The following is a 22664-nucleotide window of genomic DNA, read 5'->3' as shown; positions in this document are numbered from 1 at the left end:
CCCGGCGCGGGGGCCGGGCAAACTCGTTACTCTACTACTACGTGTGGCAGATCCGTTTGGATCATGCGGCTTGACGATTTTCTGTCTCGCCCTTGGCCAGCTTCGCCGCCTGACCCCAGAACGCCATGTCGTCGAGCAGCGTTTTCGCCGGGCCGTCCAAATGATCGCCCAGCTCCGCGATCGGCGTGCCTTGCGCGGCCTTCACGAAATCCGCACCGCCGATGCTGACCGCGCCCGCGACCGGGACCATGCCGAAATTGATCGCGACGAGCCGCAGATGCTCGACCGCGCGGGCAGCACCCACGCCGCCATAGCCGACGGTGCCCAGCGGCTTGCGGCGCCAGCCTTCGAACGCATAGTCGAAGGCGTTCTTGATCGTGGCGGGGATCGAGTGGTTATACTCCGCCGTCACCACGATGAACCCGTCGAATTCCTTGAGCTTCTCACCCCAGGCCTGCGCCTTCTCGCTGGTCACGGGCTTCGCTGCAGGCGGAGCCACCTCGTCGAAGAAGGGCAGCGCGGCTTCGCGCAGATCCAGAACCTCATAGCGCATGTCGTCGCGCGCATCGATCTTGGTTTCGAACCATTCGAGTGCGCGGTCAGCGAAGCGCCCTTCGCGCGTCGTGCCGACGATCAGGCCGATGTTCAAAGTCTCGCTCATGTCGAACTCCTTTCGGGTATGTCGTCCGGTGTGTCGCACGGGGCCCTCGATTGGGGAAGTCGGGCCACAGGGGGAGGCGTGCGTCTCGTGTTCAACTCTACGTAAGCCCTGTTTGAGCCCATCCAACCCGTCCGCTATGTGCACAGGTGAACGGATGCCGCGCGCCAGCAGCGGGAACTTTCCCAGGCCCCGCCCCGCTCAAATCGGGCCGATCTGCCGCGCGCGTCTCGCGCGATCGGCTCTTGCGGGCGGACGCGCGCGATGCTTTATCTGAGGCTATGAGCAAGCCTTCCGACAACCCCGCGGATCCCTTCAAAAAGGCGCTGGCCGAGGCCACCAAGACGATGGCCGACGCGCCCGATATGACGGTGAGCTATTCGGTCGACCCTTCGGGTATGACCGCCGACACGATGCGCCTGCCGCAGGTTTCGCGCCGGATGACGCGCGACGAGGTTCTGCTGGCGCGCGGCACGGCCGATGCGATGGCGATGCGCCGCCGCCACCACGATGCCGCGATCGACAGCCGCTATGCGCCCGCGGGCGATCTGGCGAGCGCGATCTACGAGGCGATGGAGACCGCGCGCTGCGAAGCCTTGGGCGCGCGCGACATGCCGGGCACGCTGTCGAATATCGACGCGAAGATCGCCCATGAGGCCGAACGCAAGGGCTATGCCCAGATCCGCGCCCCCGAAGAGGCGCCGCTCTCGGTCGCCGCGGGCTATTTCGTGCGCGAACTGGCGACGGGCCGGAAACTGCCGCCCGGCGCGGATAACGTGCTCGACCTGTGGCGCCCCTTCATCGAGCAATCGGCAGGCGACGATCTGGAGAACGTCAACCACGTCCTCGCCGATCAGGCCGCCTTCGCGCGCCTCACCCGCAAGGTGATCGCCGATCTCGGTTATGCCGATCAGCTGGGCGACGATCCCGACGAGGATATGGGCGACGAGTCCGAGGACGAGCAGGAAGAGAACGCCGACGAGGAACAGGGCGAAGAGCAAGCCCGCGACGAGCAGGAGGACGACGAGGCCGAGGCCACGCCGGAATCCAGCCAGGAAGCGCAGGACGACCAGACCCAGACCTCGGTCAGCTCCGACGATCTCGCCGATCAGGAAATGAGCGACGAGATGGACATGCCGCAGGCCGATGCGCCGCTGGAGCCGCCGCCACCGCCGCCGCATTCGCAGGCCGATCCGAACTACGCCGTCTACACGACCGAATTCGACGAGGAGATCGCCGCCGAGGACTTGGCCGAACCGGCCGAGCTGGAGCGTCTGCGCCTCTATCTCGATCAGCAGCTCGACCCGCTGAAAGGCGCGGTCTCGCGGCTCGCCAACAAGCTGCAACGCCGTCTGCAGGCGCAGCAGAACCGGTCGTGGGAATTCGACCGCGAGGAAGGGATGCTCGATGCGGGCCGCCTCGCCCGTGTCGTCGCGAACCCGACCACGCCGCTCAGCTTCAAGGTCGAGAAGGATACCGAGTTCCGCGACACGGTGGTGACGCTGCTTCTGGACAATTCCGGTTCGATGCGCGGCCGCCCGATTTCGATTGCGGCGATCTGCGCCGACGTGCTCGCCCGCACGCTGGAGCGCTGCGACGTGAAAGTCGAGATCCTCGGCTTCACCACCCGCGCCTGGAAAGGCGGGCAATCGCGCGAGAAATGGCTCGCCGATGGCCGCCCGCAAAGCCCCGGTCGCCTCAACGACCTGCGCCACATCATCTACAAGCGGGCCGACGCGCCGATGCGCCGGACGCGGGCCAATCTGGGCCTGATGATGAAGGAAGGCCTGCTCAAGGAGAACATCGACGGCGAGGCGCTGGAATGGGCGCATCGCCGGATGCTCGCCCGCACCGAGCAGCGCAAGATCCTGATGGTGATCTCGGACGGCGCGCCGGTGGACGACTCGACGTTGTCGGTGAACCCCGCGATCTATCTGGAAAAACACCTGCGCGACGTGATTGCGATGGTGGAACGCCGCCGCGCGGTGGAGCTGATCGCGATCGGCATCGGCCATGACGTGACGCGCTATTACCAGCACGCGGTGACGATCACCGATGTGGAGCAACTGGCGGGCGCCATGACCGAACAGCTCGCCTCCCTCTTCGACAGCGATCCGCGGGCCCGCGCCCGCTTCCTCGGGATCAAGAAGGCTATCTAATGTTTCAGGATTTCTCGGTGCAATCGCGCCCCGAACTGGGCCCGCCCCGGCTGGCGGCGCTGCGCGAAGCCATGTCTGCCGCCGGGCTCGACGGCTTCATCATTCCCCGCGCCGATGCGCATCAGGGCGAATATGTCGCGCCCTGCGATGCGCGGCTGGGCTGGCTCACCGGCTTCACCGGGTCGGCAGGCTTCTGCATCGCCCTGCCCGAGATCGCGGGAGTTTTCGTCGATGGCCGCTACCGGGTGCAAGTGCGCGCCGAGGTCTCGCTAGACCATTTCACCCCGGTGAACTGGCCCGAGGTAAAACCGGCTGACTGGCTGAAAGAGCAGGCACACGCGGGCGCGAAGATCGGCTTCGACCCGTGGCTGCACACGAAATCCGAGATCGCGAAAATCCGCGAGGGGCTGGAAGGCACCGGCATCGCGCTGATCGAGAGCGAGAACCTCGTGGACCGCGTCTGGGACGACCGCCCTGCCCCGCCCGCGGAACCGGCCCGCATTCACCCGCCGGAATTCGCAGGCGAGACCGCCGCAGAGAAACGCGCCCGTCTGGCCGAGGGCCTGCGCGACGACGATATCGCCGCCGCCGTGCTCACCCTGCCGGATTCGATCTGCTGGCTTCTCAACATTCGCGGCTCCGACATTCCCCGCAACCCGGTGGTTCAGTCCTTCGCGGTGCTCTTCGACGACGGCGCGGTGAAGCTCTTTGCCGACGACGCGAAATTCGACGCCGACCTGCGCGCCCATCTAGGCGACGGGATCTCGATCCTGCCGCCCGACAGCCTGACCGCCGCGCTAGAGGCGATCGAAGGCCCGGTGCTGGTCGACCCCGACAGCGCGCCGCTCGCCGTCTCGCTGCTGCTGGCCGATCACGACACCAAGATCCATGAGGCGCGCGATCCCTGCATCCTGCCGAAAGCGCGCAAGAACGCCGCCGAGGTCGCAGGCATGGAGGCGGCGCATCTGCGCGACGCCACCGCTATGGTCGAATTCCTGAGCTGGCTCGACACGGAAGCCCCGAAAGGTAAGCTGACCGAGATCGATGTGGTCACCGCGCTCGAGGGCTTCCGCCGCGACACCAACGCGCTGATCGACATCTCCTTCGAGACGATCTGCGGCGCGGGTGGCAATGGCGCGATCGTCCATTACCGCGTGAACGAGGACACCAACCGGCCCGTGAAACCGGGTGAGTTGCTGCTGGTGGATTCGGGCGGCCAATATGTCGATGGCACCACCGACATCACCCGCACCGTGGCCGTTGGCGACGTGCCACAAGACGCCAAACGCCCCTTCACCCGCGTGCTGCAAGGCATGATCGCGCTGTCGCGCACGCGCTTCCCGCGCAGCGTGGCAGGCGCCCATCTCGATGCGCTCGCCCGTGCGCCGCTTTGGGCCGAGGGCTGGGATTACGATCACGGCACCGGCCATGGCGTCGGCGCTGCGCTCTGCGTGCACGAAGGCCCCGCGCGGATTTCTCGGGTGTCGACCCTGTCGCTCGAACCCGGAATGATCCTGTCGAACGAGCCGGGCTATTACCGCGAGGGCGCATTCGGCATCCGGATCGAGAACCTGATCCTCACCGAAGAGGCCGAGGCTAAGGGCGACAATCGCGACCAACTGTCCTTCTCGACGCTGACCTGGGTGCCGATCGACCGCCGCCTGATCGATGTCGAGCTGCTTGGTCCCGAAGAGCGCGACTGGCTCGACGCCTATCACGCCGAGGTGCTGGAGCGGATCGCGCCGAAGGTCAGCGAGCGCGCCAAGGCCTGGCTGCAAACCGCCTGCGCGCCGATCTGAGACTGCGCGCGCCGAAAGCCGTCGGATGCCTCCGGCGGGGATATTTAGGGCAATTGGAAGGGAAGCCTGCGCTCTGCTTCCAACTGCTCCAAATATCCCCCGCGGAGCGTCCAGCAGGACCCGCAAGCGCCATCGCTTACAGGTCGAGCACGGCCTTCGCCGCCCGCGCGATGACGATTTCCTCATTGGTCGGGATCACGAGCACCCGAACCGCGCCCGACCCGATCTCGCGCGCATTCTCGGCATTGGCGCCGACGTCGATCGCGACCCCGAGGAAGCCCAGACCCTCGCAGGCCTGCGAACGCACGCGCGCCGAGTTCTCTCCGATCCCGCCGGTGAAGACGATCCCGTCCAAGCCTCCCATCGCCGCCGCCATTGCGCCGATCTGACGTTTGATGCGGAAGCAGAAATAGTCGATCGCCTCTTTCGCCTTGGGGTCGCTTGATCCTTCCAGCGTGCGCATATCGTTGGAGATGCCGGACATGCCCAGAAGCCCGGATTCCTTGTAGAGCAGCGTCGAGATTTCGGACGCGCTCATCCCCTCCTGATCCATCATGTAGAGCAGGATGCCGGGATCGAGCTCGCCCGGACGCGTGCCCATCGGCAGCCCTTCGAGCGCGGAGAACCCCATCGTCGAGGTGACCGACTGGCCATTCTCGATCGCGCACATCGACGCGCCCGAGCCTAAATGCGCGACGATCATCCGGCCCTTATGCAAGTCGGGCTCGGTGCGGGTCAGCTCGCCATTGATGAAATCATAGCTCAGCCCATGAAAGCCGTAGCGGCGCACGCCCTTCTCGTAATAGCGGCGCGGCAGGGCGAAGGTGTCGCTGACGAAGGGATGGCCGCGATGAAAGGCCGTGTCGTAGCAGGCGACCTGCGGCGTGCCGGGGAAGGTATCGACCGCCGCGCGGACACCGGCGAGGTTATGCGGCTGGTGCAGCGGCGCGAAGGGAGCGAGCTTGGCCAGCTCCTTCATCAGCGGTTCGGACAGGGGCTCGGGGGCGGCATGGTCGATCCCGCCATGCACGATCCGGTGGCCGACCGCGATCACTTCCAGCCCCGGAAAGGCCGCCTGAAAGGCCGCGAGCGCGGTGTGGAGCGCCGCCGCATTGGTCGCGAAATCGTCCGGGGCGGAGGCGGGCAGCGGTAGCGGCGCGCCATCGGGGCCGCTGAGTTTCATCGCTGCCTCGCGCCGCCCGATCCGGTCGACATGTCCAAGTGCGAGCGTGTCGAGGTCTTCCGAGAACAGCCCCAGTTTCAGCGAGGAGGAGCCGGAGTTCAGCGTCAGGATCGCGCGGGTGCTCATGCGCGATCCCCGCAGGTCCGGTGGTAGTGGATCGAGGCCACGGCGGCGGAGGCCAGCCGCGCCATACCGCTATCGGAGCGCGAGTTCAGGATCACCGGCACTTTCGCGCCCAGCATCAGCCCCGCCCCTTCCGCATGGGAGATATAGGCGAGCTGCTTGGCCAGCATATTTGCGGAGTCGATCCCGGGTGCTACCAGCACCTCGGCCCGGCCCGCCACGGCCGAGCGGATGCCCTTGGTACGCGCGGCGGCCAGATCGACGGCATTGTCCATCGCGAGCGGCCCATCGACCTCGCCTCCGGTGATCTGCCCGCGCTCTGCCATCTTCGACAAGAGCGCCGCATCGAGGGACGACGGGATCGCGGGCGTCACGGTCTCGACCGCAGACAGCACGCCCACTTTCGGCACCTCGATCCCGATCGAGATCGCCACGTCGATCGCGTTTTGCACGATATGCACCTTGGTCTCGAGATCGGGCGCGATGTTGATCGCGGCATCGGTGACGATCAGAGGATGCACGACGCCGGGCACATCCATCACGAAGACATGGGTGAAGCGTTTGCCGATCCGCAGCCCCGTCGCCTTGTCGAGCATCGGCTTCAGCAGTGCATCGGTATGCAGATGGCCCTTCATCACCGCGCCCGCGCGCCCCTCGTTGACCAGCTGCACCGCCATGCGTGCGGCATCGCGGGCGGTCTCAGCAGGCAGGATCTCGAACTTGGTCACGTCGCGGCCCAGCTCCTTCGCGACGGACATGATCTTTTCGGGATGGCCGATCAGCAGCGGCTCGATCAGGTGATGTTCGGCGGCGAGGAGCGCACCGTCGAGCGACACCGGCTCTTCGGGGCAGACGACGGCGGTGACCAGATCGGGCAGCGGCTCGGCCTTCTCCAGCAGTTTCTCGAAATGGCGGTGGCGCTGCGAGATCAGGCCCGGCACTTCGAGCGCATCGAATTTCAAATGTTTCTGCGGAGCGTGAACCTCGGCCTCGCCCTCGACGATCAACGCGTCATCGCCCACGCGGCGCACTTCCGTCTTCATTCGCAGAAGATCGCCGGGCAGCTTCTCGAGCACCTCGACGCGTGCGCAGAGCTCCTGCCCGGCAGCCGCGAGATCGTGGAAGCGCAGGCTTTGCGAGCGATAGAGCGTCCCCGGCCCCGGCAGCAGATTGCCCAGCACGGCGGTGATCAGCGAGGCCACGAACATGCCCGGCGCATAGGCCTCCTTCTGGCCATCGCCATCGCCGTCCTCGGCCTCCAGATGAACCGGGTTGTGATTGCCCGAGGCCGCCGCGAAGACGTAGAAATCATCGGCCGTGCACAGCCGCTTCAACTCCGCCGATTGACCGACCTCGATCTCGTCCCATTTCCGGCTCTCGAACATCATGGCGCGCTCCTTCTTTTTGCCTGCCGCGCAAGTCTGACGGACCCGCGCGCTGCTAGCTAGGCAGAGATTCGCGACAAATCCTTGATCCGAGACAAAAACCGCCGACAAACCGCAGGAACCCTTTCACTCGCGCGCGGCTGAGCCTAAAGCTTGGGCACCACAAGACGGAGGCGGGCATGGCATTGGCAGAGGCGCTGGCGGAACTCGAAACTTTGCTGGGCGACCGGCTCGACGCCTCGAAAGGCGCGCGCGACCAGCATGGCCGCAACGAGACATGGTTTGCTTTCGCCCCGCCGGATGCGGTGGCCTATCCGATCAGCGCCGAGGAAGTTAGCGCGATCGTGAAAATCTGCGCCGCCCATGACGTGCCAATCACGCCCTATGGCACGGGCACCTCGCTGGAGGGCCATGCCGTGCCGGTGCGCGGCGGGATCAGCCTCGATCTGATGAAGATGGACCGCGTGGTCGACGTTCTGGCCGAGGATATGCAGGTGCGCGTGCAGCCCGGCGTGACCCGCGAGGCCCTGAATGAAGACCTGCGCGCGACGGGGCTGTTCTTCCCTGTCGATCCGGGCGCGAATGCCTCGCTTGGCGGGATGGCGGCGACCCGGGCGAGCGGCACGACGACGGTGAGCTATGGCTCGATGCGCGACAATGTGGCGGCGCTGGAAGTGGTGCTGGCCGATGGCCGCATCATCCGCACCGGCAGCCGCGCGAAGAAATCCTCGGCAGGCTACGATCTGACCGCGCTGATGGTGGGCTCGGAAGGCACGCTCGGGATCATCACCGAGCTGACGCTGCGCCTGCATGGCCAGCCCGAGGCGATCTCGTCTGCGGTCTGTGCTTTCGACACGCTGGAAGCGGCGGTCGAGACGGTGCAGATGACGATCCAGATGGGCATCCCGATGGCGCGGATCGAATTCGTCGACGACCTCACCGCGCAGATCTTCAACGAGGCCAACGGCACCGATTTCCCCGCGAAACCGCATCTGATGATCGAGTTTCACGGCTCGGAAAGCGGTGTGGCCGAAGCCTCCGAGCGGTTCGGCGAGGTCGTGGCCGAGATGGGCGGGGCCGATTTCCAATGGGCGACGACGACCGAGGACCGCAACAAGCTGTGGAAGATGCGCCACGGCGCATACCCTGCCACGATCGCGCATCGCCCCGGCTGCATGGGGCTGGTGACCGATATCTGCGTGCCGATCTCGCGACTGGCCGAGGCCGTGGCCGCGACGAAGCATGACATTCTCGAGGCCGGGCTGATCGGCCCCGTTGTGGGCCATGTCGGCGACGGGAATTTCCACTCGGTCCTGCTGCTCGATCCCGCGGATAAGGACGAGTTCAAACGCGCCAAGCTGGTGGCCGCGAAGATGGCCGAACGCGCGCTGGAGATGCAGGGCACCGTCACCGGCGAGCACGGCATCGGCATGGGCAAGATGGGCTATATGCGTGGCGAGCATGGCGCGGGCTGGGACGTGATGGGCCAGATCAAGCGCGCGCTCGACCCGCAGAACATTCTCAATCCCGGCAAACTGGTGGAGCAGGACGAATGAGCTTCGAGACCCCGGACGCGCTGCCGCGCGCCTTTGCGAAAGCCTGGGGCGCGCGCGACGCGCAGGCGCTTGCGGGCTTCTTCGCGGAAGATGCCGATTTCATCTCGCTCACCGGCGGGATCGCCTCGGGCCGCACCCAGATTGCGGAACTGTTCGCAGGCGAACTCGCCGGCGCCTTCTCCCGCGCGCGGCTGGTGACCGGCAAGGCCAAATCACGCGCCGTCGGCGCCGAGGCCGCAGTCGTCCTCCAACGCTTCGTCCTGACCGGGATCATCACCGAGAACGGCGCCGATGCGGGCCGCATCGGCTGCACGCTGGCCGCAACGCTCGAGCTTACGCCAGCGGGCTGGGAAATCGTCGCCGCGCAATTCGTGGTGGAGGCGGGGTAAGACGCCGTATGGCGGCTCCCAGCCGCTTAACCTATGGTTGCGACATGGGAGAAATCAGACCAAGAATCGTCTTCGTTTGCAGCGACCGGCACCTCTCGCTGGGCAGCACCTTCATGCGCGCCCATCAGCTGATTGAACTGATTTCGCCCGAGCTTGGCGACGAGATCGATCTCTCCATTTCCCTCGCGCCGCGCAAGTCGAAGCTTTGGGGCAAGATCGCGCGCCGTCTCTGGGCTGCACGCCAACCCGAAGACGCGATCTTCTTCGTCACGAAGAGCGCCCTGCCCGTGCTGCGCCCCGAGGTCGCCGCGATCTTGAAAAAACGCGGCGGGACAATTTGCGCCGACTATGTCGATGGCGATCTCGACCGGCTTTTGTCGCCCGCCGCCGATCTGCATATCGCAAGCTCGTATCAATCCGAGCGTCAGCTGCTCGACCTTATCGCTGAGCGGAACGCCGGCGGTCCCCGCTTTTCGTCCAAAGTCCACACAATCCTGCACGGCCCCGATATTCGCCTCGCCAATCAGGCTGTACGCGCGCAGCAGGACAAATTCCGCATGGTCTATTTCGGCGACCCGCTGAACTGCCAAATGAGCGAAGCGCTGCGAGACAAGATCGACGTGCTCAACGCGGCCCATGCCGAAGATTTCGAGGCCACATTCGAGGCGCTTGGAGATTACAGCGCGCATTACTGCGTCCGCCCCGACGCGCAAGGCAGCCGCGTGACGAAACCATTCACCAAGGGGATGATCGCCGCCGCCTGCGGAGCCGTTCCTCTGGTGAACCGCTCGGTGCCCGATGCCGAAGCGCTGCTTGGCGCGGACTATCCCTATTTCACCGAAGACGACAGCGACACGGCGGTAGAAGCGGCTTTCCAGAAGTTGGCCGCCGAGTTCGGCCGGCCGAACTGGACACAGGCACTGAACGCGACGCAGGTGATGGCTGCGCGTGTTTCCGCCCCCGCCATTGCTGAAAGATTCAGAGAACTCGTGAAAATCGCGCGCGGGAGCGTGTTTTCACTTTGAGCCGAGTGGCGCTTTGGATAAGGGGAATGACATCATGAACCCCAGTTCATCCTTTTCAGATCGGCCAAGGGTTGTCGTCTATACGGCCATAATCGACGATTACGACTTACCCCTGCCTCCGCGCCAGTCCGATCCGGACGTCGACTATATTCTGCTGTCCAACACCCCCATGCCCAAGGCGCGTGGCTGGACCGTCCGGCCGCTTCCCGAACCGGCCCGTGACCTGCCCTCGGGCGATGCGAACCGCTGGTGCAAAATGTTCGCGCATGAGATTTTCCCTGAATACGGCTATTCGGTCTATCTCGACGGGAACATTCGGATCGTCAGCAACCTCAAGGTTTTGCGCGACGAATTCATCGCCTCGCATGCCGCGATCGGGCTGTTCAAACATCCGACGCGGTCCACCATTGACGAGGAATGCACCGAACTGTGCGACTCCCCCCGCTTCTCGCCCGAGGAAAAGGCTGCGATGCTTGTGCAGCTAAACCGGTATCGCGGGGATATGCCGACCGGGTGCGGCGTGCCGCTCTCCGAAAACAGCATCATCTTCCGCAACCATCGCGCCACCAATCTCGCGCCAGCGATGCAACTCTGGTGGGAGGAATATCGTCACAACTCGAAGCGCGATCAGCTGGCTTTGCCGTGGGTACTGCAAAAGGTCGATCTATCGGTCCACCGGTGGGATTGGTCCTTCCGTCACCCGAACCCGCATTTCATCCGGATGCCGCATTTCAGCGGCCGCTCCGGCGGGGCACTTTCGGTCGCGCGTTACTATCTCTCGATGCATCGCAAGACACTGCGCAACCGGCTGAAAGCCCAGTAGGCAGACCACCGCAAAACACGCGCGGCCGACGCTTAACCCTTCAGCAAATCCAGTGCCGCCGCCTTCGCGGCTTCGGTGACTTCGGCGCCGGCGATCATGCGGGCGATTTCGTCGGTGCGCTCGGCTGTGGCCAGCGCGCGGACCTCGGAAGTGGTCATGTCGTTGTTGACCGATTTCGCGACGCGGAAATGGGTGGCGCCGCGGGCGGCGACCTGCGGGGAATGGGTGACGACGAGGACCTGCGCGCCCTCGGCGAGCTTCGCGAGACGACGGCCCACAGCATCGGCTGTGGCCCCGCCCACGCCGCGGTCGATCTCGTCGAAGATCAGGGTCAGCGTATCGGCACCGCGCGCGAGCACGACTTTCAGCGCCAGCAGGAAGCGTGACAGCTCGCCGCCCGACGCGATCTTGTTGAGCGGCCCTGCCGGTGCGCCGGGGTTGGTGGCGACGGTAAAGCGCACGGTATCGGTGCCCTCGACACCGGGCTCGCCCTCCGACAGCCGCGTCTCGAACACGGCGCGATCCATCTTCAAAGGCGCCAATTCGCCCGCCATCGCGGCGTCGAGCTGCCCTGCGGCCTCGGCACGCGCTTTCGACAATGCGGCGGCGGCCTTGTCATAGGTCGCGCCTGCTTTCGCCAGATCGGCTTCCAGCGCGCCGATCCCTTCCTCGCCCGCATCCAGGGCGGCCAGCTTCTCGCGCAGGCCTTCAGCGAAATCGGCCAGCTCATCGGCGAGCACACCATGCTTGCGCGCAAGACCGCGGATCGCGAACAGCCGTTCCTCGCAGGCCTCCAAAGCATGGGGATCGAAATCGAGCGCATCCAGCGCGGTCTCGACGCCCTGCGCGGCCTCACCCAGTTCGAGGAAGGCGCGTTCCAAGGCCTCCAGCGGCGCATCGAGACGCCCCTCGGCCCGGTCTGCCGCGCCTTGCAGCCAGCGATCGGCGTCGCGCATCATCCCCTCCGCCCCTTCCGGGCCGAGGGCGGCAAAGGCGCGCGACACATCTTCGCGGATTTTCGCGGCGCCCTGCATAAGGCGGCGCTGGCTGTCGAGCTCGGCTTCCTCGCCGGGTTTCGGATCGAGCGTGTCGAATTCCTTCACCGCATAGCGCAGGAATTCTTCCTCTTCCTTCACCGCCGCGAGAGAACTCCGCGCCGCCTCCAGCTTGCGCGCCGCCGCCGCCCGCGCTTTCCACGCCGTGCGGGTGGCCTCCAGGAGATCGGAATGGCTCGCGAAGGCATCGAGCAGCGCCCGGTGGCCGCGTTCGTTGAGCAGACCGCCATCGTCGGATTGGCCGTGCAGCTCCACCAGCGAGGCGGAGACCTGCCGCAACACGTCGCCCGAGGCCCGGCGGTCGTTGATCCACGCGGTCTTGCGACCGTCGCGCGCATTCACCCGGCGCAGGATCAATTCGTCCGAGACAGGAATGCCAGCTTCGGCAAGCACGTCGCGCGCGGGGTGATCGGAGGGCAGCTCGAACACGGCCGTCACTTCGCCCTGATCGGCGCCCTGACGCACGAGTTCCGCGCGCCCACGCCAGCCAAGAACAAAGCCCAGACAATCGAGCAGGATCGACTTGCCCGCCCCGGTCTCGCCGGTGAGCACGTTGAGGCCGGGGCCGAAGTCCAGCTCCAGCCTCTCGATAATCAGAATGTCGCGGATATCCAGCGAATGTAGCATTTCAGACCATGAGGGCCCCGATCAGAGCCACTTGCCCTGAACCACCTGACGATACACGCTGGACAACCATCCGTTGCCCTTCGCCTCGGGCTTCAACCCACGCTTTTGCAGCAGGTTGTAAGCGTCCTGATAGAAGGGCGAGGACTGGAAGTTGTGGCCGAGGATCGCGCCTGCGGTCTGCGCCTGATCGGTGATGCCGAGCGCCAGATAGGCCTCCACCAGACGTTCCAGCGCCTCGGGCGTGTGGCTCGTCGTTTGGAATTGCTCCACCACCACGCGGAAGCGGTTGATCGCCGCGGTGTAGTTGCCGCGCTTGAGGTAGTAACGCCCGATCTCCATCTCCTTGCCCGCGAGGTGGTCGAAGGCGAGGTCGAATTTCAGGATCGCCGACTGGGCGTATTCCGAATCCGGGTATTTCTCGATCACGTCGCGCAGCGCCTGCAGCGCTTGGAAGGTCAGGCCCTGATCGCGGCCGACCTCGTCGATCTGATCGTAATAGCTGAGCGCCAGAAGATATTGCGCATAGGCCGCGTCTTCGTCGCCGGGATAGGTGTCGAGGAATCGCTGCGCCGAGGCGCGGGCTTCTTCGTAATTCTTCGCCTTATGCTGGGCATAGGCTTCCATGATCAACGCGCGCTTGGCCCATTGCGAATAGGGGTAAAGCCGCTCGACCTCGGAGAAATACTTCAGCGCGGTATTGGGGCGGCGCGGATTGCCGACCTCCAGCTCGTATTCGCCACGCTCGTAGATTTGCTTGGCCGTGAAGTTTTCGAGGTTCGGTGCTTTGTTCGGGTCAGTACCGCAGGCGGAAAGCGCCATTACAAGACCAAGAGCCCCGAGTTTCGCTGCCGCCAGTTTGCCGCGCGCCATGCCCTGCCCCATCCCTCTTTCGTTGCCGGAGAAAGGCCCCGGACCCGTCAATCACTACCCCGTTTCGGAGGCCGTTCGGCATGTCCTAGCATAGAAAAATCCGGGGCGCAAAATGCCTTTGCGGGTTTTGACGCCCCTTTTCCCGATGCCCGCGAACCCGTGACCGGGCCGCGATGCATTCAGGCCGATGCCAGTGCCGCTGCCGAGCATACACCAGCGCCGGGCAAGCTGTAAGCCTGCGCGGGCGAACAGGTTTCCCAGCACCACGCATCGGGGCGCTCGAACAACGCCCGCAGAAGCTGGTTGGTCATCGCGTGACCCGCACGGTTGCCGCGATAGCGACCGAGGATCGGCGCGCCCGCAAGCGCAAGATCGCCAAGCGCATCGAGCATCTTGTGGCGCACGGGCTCATCCGCGTGACGCAGACCGCCGGGGCTGAGCACCTTGTCGCCATCGACGACCACGGCATTCTCGAACGTGCCGCCGAGGCTGAGCCCCTTCTCGCGCATCGCGTCGACATCGGCGAGGCGGCAGAAGGTGCGGCTGTCCATCAGTTCGCGCACGAAGGCGCCATTGGCCATCTTGAGGCGCTTGCTCTGACGGCCGATCGCGGCGTCGGTGAAGTCGATCGCGAAATCGATCTCGAGGCCCGCGGCAGGTTCGATGCGCGCCACGGCCTGACCGTTGCGCACTTCAACCGGCTTAAGGATGCGGATCGCGCGCAGTTCAGCGGCAAGCTCACGCAAACCAGCCGCGCGGAACGCCGCGACGAACTGGGCCGAAGACCCGTCGAGGATCGGCACTTCCGGCCCGTCGAGCGAGATCAGCGCATTGTGGATGCCCGAGCCCACGAGAGCCGCCATCAGGTGCTCGATCGTGGAAACCTGAACGCCGTCTTCGTTTTCGATCAGCGTGCAGAGCGTCGCGCTCGGCACGTTGCTCCACAAAGCGGGCACACGCGGGTTCACGCCGGACACATCGGTGCGACGGAACACGATCCCATGGCCCGCAGGCGCCGGATGCACATGCATCTCGACCGGGGCGCCCGAATGGAGCCCAACGCCGGAAAAGGCCACGGATTTGGCAAGCGTCGTCTGCACGATAACCTCACAACTTTTTTCTCTGGCGATCCACGAACACACGGGTCCGAGAGCCGCAGCATCAGTTAGTCAGAGACGGCGGGGTTAACAATTCACTCTTTGTAACGGCCTGAAACATTGCGGCCGTGATCTGGCGGAAGGCCGCGCAGAAGCACATAAGCCACTGATATAGAATGAAAAAAGGCCCGCTCTCGCGGACCTTTTTCGGCGTTTCGTGAAGCCTTTGTGACCGATTAATTCGCCTGACGGCGCAGGAAGGCCGGGATCTCGATGCGATCCTGATCCTCGGATTGCTCGTCATCATAGGCTTCGGCGCGCGGCTGAGCGGTCTGCGGACGCTGCTGCTGGGGCTGCGGCGCGGGCTGCTGCGGAGCGTGCTGCTGGGGCGCGTGGCCCTGCTCGGCATGGCCGTGGCCGGTCATGCGATTGATCAGCGAGTTGATGCCAAAGCGCGGACGCTCTGCCTGCGGCTGCGGCTGCGGTTGCGGCTGCTGCGGTGCGGCCGGGCGAGTCGCCGCCATCGGACGCTGCGCGGGCGCGTTCGACGGGGCCTTGTTCACCGCCGCCTCGAGACGACGCAGGGCTTCCGGCGAAGGGGTGCCGGGCTGACGCGGACGCGGTGCGACATAGTCATGCGCGCCGTCTTCGACATGCAGATCCTGCGCGGGCGCAGGCTGCGGACGATAGGCCGGAGGCGGAAGGTCGTCAGCGGCTTCCTGAGCGCGCGGCTGCTCCATCGTGGCACGCGCTGCGGGCGCGTCGAACAGGGTCCGCTCTTGCGCGGTCTGCTGCGGCTGCGGCTGCGGCGCGGGCTGGAGGGCTGCCTGAGCGGCCGGTGCCTGCTGCGGCGCAGGCTGGGGTGCCGGTTGCGGTGCCGGAGCGGCAGGCGCGTGCTCGATAGTGGCCTCGGCTGCGGTTTCCGCGGGCTTCAGCGGCTCGGCGAGCGAGCGGCGCGGCACCGGGATTTCCGCCGGGCTGGACAGGGCATCTATACCGGTGGCGACCACGGAGACGCGCATCGCGCCTTCCATGTCGGGGTCCAGCGTCGAGCCGACGATGATGTTGGCATCCGCATCGACCTCTTCGCGAATGCGGTTGGCCGCTTCGTCGAGCTCGAACAGCGTCAGGTCGTAGCCGCCGGTGATGTTGATCAGCACGCCCTTGGCGCCTGCCAGCGAAATCTCGTCGAGGAGCGGGTTCGCGATGGCCTTCTCGGCGGCCTGAACCGCGCGATCTTCGCCCGTCGCCTCGCCGGTGCCCATCATCGCCTTGCCCATCTCGTCCATCACCGCGCGCACGTCGGCGAAGTCGAGGTTGATCAGGCCCGGACGGACCATCAGGTCGGTCACGCCCTTCACGCCCTGATACAGAACGTCGTCGGCCATCGAGAAGGCTTCGGTGAAGGTGGTCTTCTCGTTAGCCAGACGGAACAGGTTCTGGTTCGGAATGATGATCAGCGTGTCGACGACCTTCTGGAGCTCTTCGAGGCCCTGCTCGGCCTGCCGCATCCGCTTCGAGCCTTCGAACTGGAAGGGCTTGGTCACGACGCCGACGGTCAGCACGCCCAGCTCACGCGCGGCCTGCGCGATGATCGGAGCCGCGCCGGTGCCGGTGCCACCGCCCATGCCGGCGGTGATGAAGCACATATGCGCGCCAGCGAGGTGATCGACGATCGCCTCGATGCTTTCTTCAGCGGCCGCGGCACCCACGGTGGGACGCGCGCCTGCGCCCAGACCCTCGGTGACCTTGGTGCCCATCTGGACCCGGGCCTGCGACTTGGACTGCTGCAGCGCCTGAGCGTCGGTATTCGCGACCACGAATTCCACGCCCTCAAGCTGCTGCTCGATCATGTTGTTGACCGCGTTCCCGCCCGCGCCCCCGACGCCGAATACGGTGATCCGGGGCTTCAGGTCCTCGTGCTCTGACATCATCAAATTCAACGCCATGTGGTATGTCCGCCTGTTGTTGCTGCCCGACCCTGTCCCAGGCCGATTTCAATGGAAATTAGACCGATTTTAGCGATGAATCGCCGCAGCGTCACGTAAAAAACCGCTTCGGACCACAAAATCTGGAGCTCCAGATTCCGTGACCAGCGGTATTTCGCGCAGACGTCAGCATATTGTGTGGATGATGCGGCCAGACCGCCGCCGCTACGCGAACTTGAAGTTCGCGCGACAGGCGTCTGAGATCAGTCGATTTTCACTTTTGCAACATTTCACCAATTATCGCGGAACCAGCGGATTGCCCGGCGCAGCGAGCGCCCGCCCAGCGTTTCGGGGGGCATCTCGAAATCCCACCACTCGTCTTGCGGGTGCGCCGCGAAAAGCGACAGCCCCACCACGGAAGAGAAGCCCGAGCCGGTCGCGGCCTGCGGCAGACCCTGCACCCGCATGGGTCGTCCGAGCCGCACATTCTGGCCGAGGATTCGCGCGGCCAGCCCGTCGAGACCGGGGATCTGGCTCGCCCCGCCCGTCAGCACGATCTGCTTCGAGGGCAGATGCTCGAACCCCGCAGCATCGAGGATCGCGCGCACGTCTTCGAGGATTTCCTCGACGCGCGGACGCATGATACCGATCAGTTCGGCGCGGCTCACCTGGCGGCGATCCTTTTCCCAGTCGCCGGAGTCGCCGCCCAGCTCGATCATCTCGCGATCGTCCATGCCGGTGGCGACGACGCCGCCGTGGAAGGTCTTGATCCGCTCGGCCACCGACATCGGCACCCGCAGCCCCGCCGCGATGTCGCGGGTGACATGCTCGCCGCCCAGCCGCACCGCGTCGGCATAGATCATGTGTTTCTTCATGAAGATCGACACGCCGGTCGCGCCGCCGCCCATGTCAATGCAGGCCGCGCCCAGCTCTTGCTCGTCTTCGACGAGGCTGGAGACACCCGAGACATAGGCGGAGCTGGCGATACCCGCGAGTTCGAGATCGCAGCGCCGGATGCAATAGATCAGGTTCTGGATGGCGGTGTCGGAGACGGTCAGCAGATGCATGTCGACCGCGAGGCGCTGCCCCGCGTGGCCCCGCGGATCGGCCAGACCCGAGCGGTGATCGAGCGCGAAGTTCACCGGCTGCGCATGCAGCACCTCGCGGCCTGCCCCGAGCGGCGGGATATCGCAGGACGCCAGCACACGGCTCACATCGACCTCGGTGACCTGATCGCCCTGAACTTCGATCTCGCCCGCCAGCCCGTAGGAGCGCGGCTCGGCGCCCGCGAAACAGGCAATGACGTGATCGACGCGGGTATTGGCCATCTTCTGCGCGGCCTGCACGGCGGTCCGGATCGCGCGTTCGGTCTCTGCCATCGCGTCGATCTCGCCGAAGCGCACCCCGCGCGAACGCGTCGTCGCGGCCCCGATCACCCGCACCGAGGCGTGCCCGGCCAGCGAGTCCTCATCCTCGGACCCGTTGGGATTGTCGAATTTCAGAACGAGGCAGGCGATCTTGGAACTGCCGATATCGAGAAGCGCGATCACGCCCCGTTGCATCGCTGCCTTACGCATGTTGCGCATTGCGCGCTGGAACTCGTAGAGATCGGTCATTGCGTGGCCCTCGCTTTGAGAATGTCAGACTGCACCCGGCGGAATTCGGCGAGCGCGTTATCGCTGAGCCGGATCGTCGGACGGTCCTTGTTTCGAAAATCAATCACGGTGAAATCGCGGGCGAGCAGATCCTCGGCGGTGTTGAGCGCGAGGATGCGGTCGAGTGCGGCGACGGGATCCGTCTCGGGAAGCATGATGCGCTGATCGTGATCGAGCACGAGATCCCAGCGCCGCTCGCCCAGTCGCTCCAACCCGCGCAGACGCGGCAGAAGCGGGCCGGCATCGGCAATGATTTCCAGCGCCTCGGGCACCGCCTTATCCGCGCCCATGCCGGAAATCACCGGCAGATCGGGGCGCGCTTCGCGCGAAATCAGCGTGGCGACCCGGTGGCCAGACGCATCGAGCATCTCAAGCCCCGCAGGCTGGCGCCAGAGGATCGCGGGCACGCGCTCGGTCACGTCGGCCTCGAGCACACCGCCCGGGCGGATCACCAGCCGCGCGTCCGCCACCGCATCGAGGCGGCGGATCGTGTCGCGATAGGCGTCGAGGTCGATATCGAAGCTGGAAGCAGGCAGCCCCACCGGCAGCATCGCGCGCACGGCATGGGCGACCTCGGGGCTGGCGCCCTCGATCTTGAGCAGCTTGACCATGAATTCGGGGCGATGCTCGATCGCGTCCTTCACATCCTGCACCTGCGCGACCAGATCGGCGCGGCGGCCCGGATCGCCCAGCCACACCCCGAGCCCCGCGACGATCAGAACAATCGGCACGCCGATCCGGGTGAAGGCACGCACCGCAGGCGTGAGCCACAGCCGTTCGAGTTTGAAAGCAAGCCGCGACGGCGCGGGGTCGCGACGGGCGGGACGTTTGGAGCGTTGGTAAACGCGGGGGGCCATGCCACCCGAAGGGCCTTGGCGATGCCCGGGGGCTTCGCGCGGCGGGGCACCGTTCAGCGGCCGCATGAGGCGTCCTCCACCAACCAGGCGCAGAGCTCGGGGAAATCGATGCCGCAATGCGCGGCCTGTTCGGGCGAAAGCGAGGTGGGCGTCATGCCCGGCTGGGTGTTGGTCTCCAGCAGCACCAGACCGGCAAGCCCCCTGCCCTCGTCCCAGCGGAAATCGGTGCGCGAGAGCCCCCGGCAGCCCAGAACTTGATGCGCGCGGACCGCGTAATCGAGGCAGGCTTCGGTGATCTCGACGGGGATTTCGGCGGGCAGAACGTGGCGCGAGCCGCCGGGGCGGTATTTCGCGTCATAGTCGTACCAGCCCTCGGTGATGATCTCGGTTACGCAAAGCGCGCGCTCGCCCATCACGGAAACGGTCAGTTCGCGGCCCGGGGCGTAGGTCTCGACCATCACCTCTTCGGGCATCTCGGCCGACAGCTGCGGCGGGGAGTTCGCGCCGTCCATCACCAGATAGACGCCGACAGACGAACCCTCGTTATTCGGCTTCACGACATAAGGTGCGGGCAGCACATGCCGCGCCATCACGTCGCCCTTGGTCGCGATCACGGATTGCACGATGGGCAGGTTCGCGGCGGCATAGGCCTGCTTGGCGCGCGCCTTGTCCATCGCCAGCGCCGAGGCCAGCACACCGGAATGCGTGTAGGGGATGCGGAGCCATTCGAGCATGCCCTGAACGCAGCCATCCTCGCCCCAGCGACCATGCAAAGCATTGAAAACGCAATCAGGCGCGGCATCGCTCAGCCGTTGCGGAAGATCCTCTCCCGCGTCGATCTCGATCACTTCGAAACCCGCCGTGCGCAACGCCTTGGCGCATTCGCGCCCCGAGGACAGAGACACCTCCCGCTCAGCAGAAGGGCCGCCCAGAAGAACCGCCACACGGTGGGATGCCCTGCTCGACATACCCGCTACTTTCGCCTCATGCGGGGGTTGACCCCCGTCCGGTAATTGCGTTGCAGGGTGGAGGTCTTACGCCTCGAATTCTCCTACACGCATGATTTCCCACTCTAGCGAAATTCCGCTCGATTGCACAACCTTTTTGCGCACCTCTTCCCCGAGATTTTCGAGATCGGCCGCGGTCGCCCCGCCAGTGTTGATCATAAAGTTGCTGTGTTTTTCCGACATTTGCGCGCCACCGATGCGCGCGCCGCGCATTCCGGCGTCGTCGATGACCTTCCACGCCTTCAGCTCATGCGTGTCATCGGCCCGGCCCGTCGAGGAAAAGCCCGCCGGGTTGCGGAAGGTCGATCCGGCGGTGCGGTCCTTGGTGGGTTGGGTCGCGTCGCGCTTGGCCAGTTGCTCGGCCATATGCGCTTCAAGCGCGTCGGGGTCACCGGCCTCCGCCCGGAACGTCGCGCCGGTCAGCACCCAGCCTTCGGGCAAATCGCTCTGACGGTAGGCGAAGTTCAGATCCCCGGGCGTGAGCGTGACCCGCTCCCCTGCCCGCGTGATCACGCGCGCTTCGATCAGGTGATCGGCGACGTAAGAGCCGTAGCAGCCCGCGTTCATCCGCACCGCCCCGCCGATCGCGCCGGGAATGGTGCGCAGGAAAGTCAGGTCCAGCCCCGCCTGCGCCGCCTTGCGCGCGACATGGGCGTCGAGCGCCGCGGCGCCCGCGGTGACCGTGTCGCCCTCGCAGGCGATGCCGTTGAAGCCCCGCCCCATGCGGATCACCACCGCCCGCAGTCCCCCATCGCGCACGATCAGGTTCGAGCCTACGCCCATCGGAAAGACCGCGATCTCCTCGGGCAGCCCTTTGAGGAACTCTGCAAGGTCATCCTCGTCGGCAGGCTGGAACAGCCAATCCGCCGGGCCGCCCACGCGCAGCCAGGTCAGCGAGTCGAGCGGACGGTTCGGCGTTAGCGCGCCGCGCGGGGTATAGGTCGAAGGACAATCAGTCATGGCGCATCTCGTAGCCGCGCGCGCAGGGCGAGGCAAGCGATCGCGATCTCATTCAGCGGGGTCGCGCGCGCCGCGCAGCGCACGGACAAGGAAAATGACCGGCCAGCGCAGCACTGACATGCCGCCCGCCAGCACCAGCAGCCCCATGATCGGGCCGTTCTGATAGGTCACCCAGCCCACCAGCGGCACGCCGACCGCGATCAGCCCCCACGCGCCCGGCCAGTGGAACCGCCTCGGTCCCATCGCGATCAGCGTGGCAATGAGCGCCCAGACACAGGCAAGAACGAGCGAGACGGTCATGAGAAACCTCCCAGGGCTGCGATCAGGGCCGCTCCGGCGACCAATGCGCCCACGACCGGAACGGCCATAGGCACCTTGAACGGCGCATAGTCGGACCGGCTTTTCAGCGCGACGAGCGACAGGTTAACGAGAAGGAAGACGCCCAGGAGCACCTTCGAAGTGATACCGGCCAATTGCTCGACCGGGGCAGCGAGCGCAAGCGCAATCATCGCCACACCGCAAAGAAGAGTCGCGAGGACCGGCGTGCCAAAGCGCGGATGCGCCTGATGGAAGACGGACAGCGCAGGACTGCGGCGGCCCAGACCGAACAGCACGCGCGCCGCCATCACCACCTGCGCAAGCACCCCGTTCAGCGCCGCCGCCACCGCGATCGCGGCGAGGATGCCCGGCCCGTGCCCCGCCGATTGCCAGACCAGCGCCAGCGGCTGCTCGGAGCGGGCGAGATCGGCCAGCGGCACCGCGCGCACGGCAGCGTAGCTTACGGTCAGATAGAGGATGGCGGTGATCGCGAGCGCGGCGAGGATCGCGCGCGGCATGTCGCGGATCGGGTCGCGCATCTCCTCGGACATGTTCACCATATCCTCGAAGCCGATGAAGGCGAAGAAAGCGAGCGACGCGGCCGCCGCGATCCCGGCCCAATGCGGCGCGGGCAGCGGCGTGAGGTCAGGGCTTGGGTCGGTCGAAATTCCCGCCCAGATCACCAGCGCGAGCCCGACCACCTCGACCAGCGTCAGCGCCACGGCGAGGCCCACGGATTCCAGAACGCCGAGGCAGGCGACGCCGATCAGCACCAGCCCGAAGGCGATCATCACGCCCTCGACCGGTAACGGCACCAGCAGTGTCAGATAGCCAGCCCCACCACGCAGCACCGCCGCAGCCGACACTGTGCCTGCCACGACGATGCCAAGCCCCACGATCAGCGCCAGCGCGTGACTGCGCAGCCCTTCCTCGACAAAGGCGGCCTCTCCGGCGGCTTCGGGGATACGCGAGGACAATTCGGCATAGGACAGCGCCGACGGCGCCGCGATCAGCCCCGCCAGCACGAAGGCCAGCGGCGCCCAGATCCCGGCCTGCGCCGCGACCGCGCCGACCAGCACATAGATGCCCGCGCCCACCATGACGCCGACCCCGTAGCCGGTCATCAGCCACGGACCCAATCGGCGTTTCAGATGCGTCTCGTCACGCATGACGCGGCCCTTCTTGCCCAC

Annotated in this window: 19 protein-coding genes; 6 read left to right on the top strand and 13 right to left on the bottom strand. The window is 65.8% G+C overall.

The features are described 5' to 3' along the window. Window positions 1-61 precede the first annotated feature (61 nt). Window positions 62-661: an NADPH-dependent FMN reductase gene (locus tag F8R15_RS13700; RefSeq protein WP_078522983.1), complete on the bottom strand. Its 600-nt coding sequence runs from the start codon at window positions 659-661 to the stop codon at window positions 62-64. Window positions 662-939: 278 nt separating this feature from the next. On the opposite strand from F8R15_RS13700, the gene cobT reads away from it, so the two are divergent. Then, window positions 940-2817: a cobaltochelatase subunit CobT gene (gene cobT, locus F8R15_RS13695; RefSeq protein WP_152844940.1), complete on the top strand. Its 1878-nt coding sequence runs from the start codon at window positions 940-942 to the stop codon at window positions 2815-2817. After that, entirely contained in the window at window positions 2817-4616 is a 1800-nt protein-coding gene (locus F8R15_RS13690) for an aminopeptidase P family protein (protein ID WP_152844939.1), read from the top strand. The genes cobT and F8R15_RS13690 overlap by 1 nt, the downstream gene beginning before the upstream one ends. A gap of 136 nt (window positions 4617-4752) precedes the next feature. Here F8R15_RS13690 and F8R15_RS13685 read toward each other — a convergent pair whose 3' ends face one another. After that, window positions 4753-5925: an acetate/propionate family kinase gene (locus tag F8R15_RS13685; RefSeq protein WP_152844938.1), complete on the bottom strand. Its 1173-nt coding sequence runs from the start codon at window positions 5923-5925 to the stop codon at window positions 4753-4755. Further along, window positions 5922-7310 (bottom strand): bifunctional enoyl-CoA hydratase/phosphate acetyltransferase, encoded by a 1389-nt coding sequence (locus F8R15_RS13680; protein ID WP_152844937.1) that lies wholly within the window; start codon window positions 7308-7310, stop codon window positions 5922-5924. Before F8R15_RS13680 ends, F8R15_RS13685 begins: the two co-directional genes overlap by 4 nt. 176 nt (window positions 7311-7486) lie before the next feature. On the opposite strand from F8R15_RS13680, the gene F8R15_RS13675 reads away from it, so the two are divergent. From F8R15_RS13675 to F8R15_RS13660, 4 genes are all read left to right on the top strand, one after another. Further along, the gene (locus F8R15_RS13675) at window positions 7487-8863 is read left to right on the top strand and encodes an FAD-binding oxidoreductase (RefSeq protein WP_152844936.1); all 1377 of its coding nucleotides are present in this window, start codon (window positions 7487-7489) and stop codon (window positions 8861-8863) included. Continuing rightward, window positions 8860-9252: an SgcJ/EcaC family oxidoreductase gene (locus F8R15_RS13670; protein WP_152844935.1), complete on the top strand. Its 393-nt coding sequence runs from the start codon at window positions 8860-8862 to the stop codon at window positions 9250-9252. The genes F8R15_RS13675 and F8R15_RS13670 overlap by 4 nt, the downstream gene beginning before the upstream one ends. A 113-nt stretch (window positions 9253-9365) precedes the next feature. Then, entirely contained in the window at window positions 9366-10277 is a 912-nt protein-coding gene (locus F8R15_RS13665; protein ID WP_152844934.1) for a hypothetical protein, read from the top strand. A 34-nt stretch (window positions 10278-10311) separates the two neighbouring features. Beyond that, complete coding sequence (locus tag F8R15_RS13660) at window positions 10312-11100, top strand: glycosyltransferase domain-containing protein (protein ID WP_152844933.1); 789 nt, start codon at window positions 10312-10314, stop codon at window positions 11098-11100. 32 nt (window positions 11101-11132) lie between these two features. Here the strand turns inward: F8R15_RS13660 and recN are convergent, their stop codons facing one another. The 10 genes from recN to F8R15_RS13610 form a co-directional block, all read right to left on the bottom strand. Then, on the bottom strand, window positions 11133-12782 hold the full coding sequence (recN, locus tag F8R15_RS13655; RefSeq protein WP_152844932.1) for a DNA repair protein RecN: 1650 nt from the start codon (window positions 12780-12782) through the stop codon (window positions 11133-11135). A gap of 21 nt (window positions 12783-12803) precedes the next feature. Next, a complete protein-coding gene (locus F8R15_RS13650) occupies window positions 12804-13652 on the bottom strand; it encodes an outer membrane protein assembly factor BamD (RefSeq protein ID WP_078571802.1) in 849 nt (282 codons plus the stop codon). Between the two features lie 179 nt (window positions 13653-13831). Next, window positions 13832-14752, bottom strand: a complete 921-nt coding sequence (lpxC, locus tag F8R15_RS13645) for a UDP-3-O-acyl-N-acetylglucosamine deacetylase (RefSeq protein WP_078522993.1) — start codon at window positions 14750-14752, stop codon at window positions 13832-13834. A gap of 233 nt (window positions 14753-14985) precedes the next feature. After that, a complete protein-coding gene (gene ftsZ, locus F8R15_RS13640; protein ID WP_152844931.1) occupies window positions 14986-16698 on the bottom strand; it encodes a cell division protein FtsZ in 1713 nt (570 codons plus the stop codon). A 269-nt stretch (window positions 16699-16967) separates the two neighbouring features. Further along, window positions 16968-18293: a cell division protein FtsA gene (ftsA, locus tag F8R15_RS13635; protein ID WP_078522995.1), complete on the bottom strand. Its 1326-nt coding sequence runs from the start codon at window positions 18291-18293 to the stop codon at window positions 16968-16970. Then, the gene (locus F8R15_RS13630; RefSeq protein ID WP_152844930.1) at window positions 18290-19255 is read right to left on the bottom strand and encodes a cell division protein FtsQ/DivIB; all 966 of its coding nucleotides are present in this window, start codon (window positions 19253-19255) and stop codon (window positions 18290-18292) included. The genes ftsA and F8R15_RS13630 overlap by 4 nt, the downstream gene beginning before the upstream one ends. Next, entirely contained in the window at window positions 19243-20157 is a 915-nt protein-coding gene (locus tag F8R15_RS13625) for a D-alanine--D-alanine ligase (protein ID WP_152844929.1), read from the bottom strand. The genes F8R15_RS13630 and F8R15_RS13625 overlap by 13 nt, the downstream gene beginning before the upstream one ends. A 66-nt stretch (window positions 20158-20223) precedes the next feature. After that, window positions 20224-21156: a UDP-N-acetylmuramate dehydrogenase gene (gene murB, locus F8R15_RS13620; RefSeq protein WP_078547622.1), complete on the bottom strand. Its 933-nt coding sequence runs from the start codon at window positions 21154-21156 to the stop codon at window positions 20224-20226. Between the two features lie 48 nt (window positions 21157-21204). Then, window positions 21205-21456, bottom strand: coding sequence for a DUF2484 family protein (locus tag F8R15_RS13615; protein WP_078522999.1), 252 nt, complete (start codon window positions 21454-21456; stop codon window positions 21205-21207). Next, complete coding sequence (locus tag F8R15_RS13610; protein ID WP_152844928.1) at window positions 21453-22643, bottom strand: APC family permease; 1191 nt, start codon at window positions 22641-22643, stop codon at window positions 21453-21455. Before F8R15_RS13610 ends, F8R15_RS13615 begins: the two co-directional genes overlap by 4 nt. Window positions 22644-22664: the final 21 nt, after the last annotated feature.

This window comes from Thioclava sp. JE_KL1 (assembly GCF_009296265.1).
GTDB lineage: Bacteria > Pseudomonadota > Alphaproteobacteria > Rhodobacterales > Rhodobacteraceae > Thioclava.
Note: the sequence above shows the minus strand (reverse complement) of the source record. Positions and strands in the feature narration are given on the sequence as shown.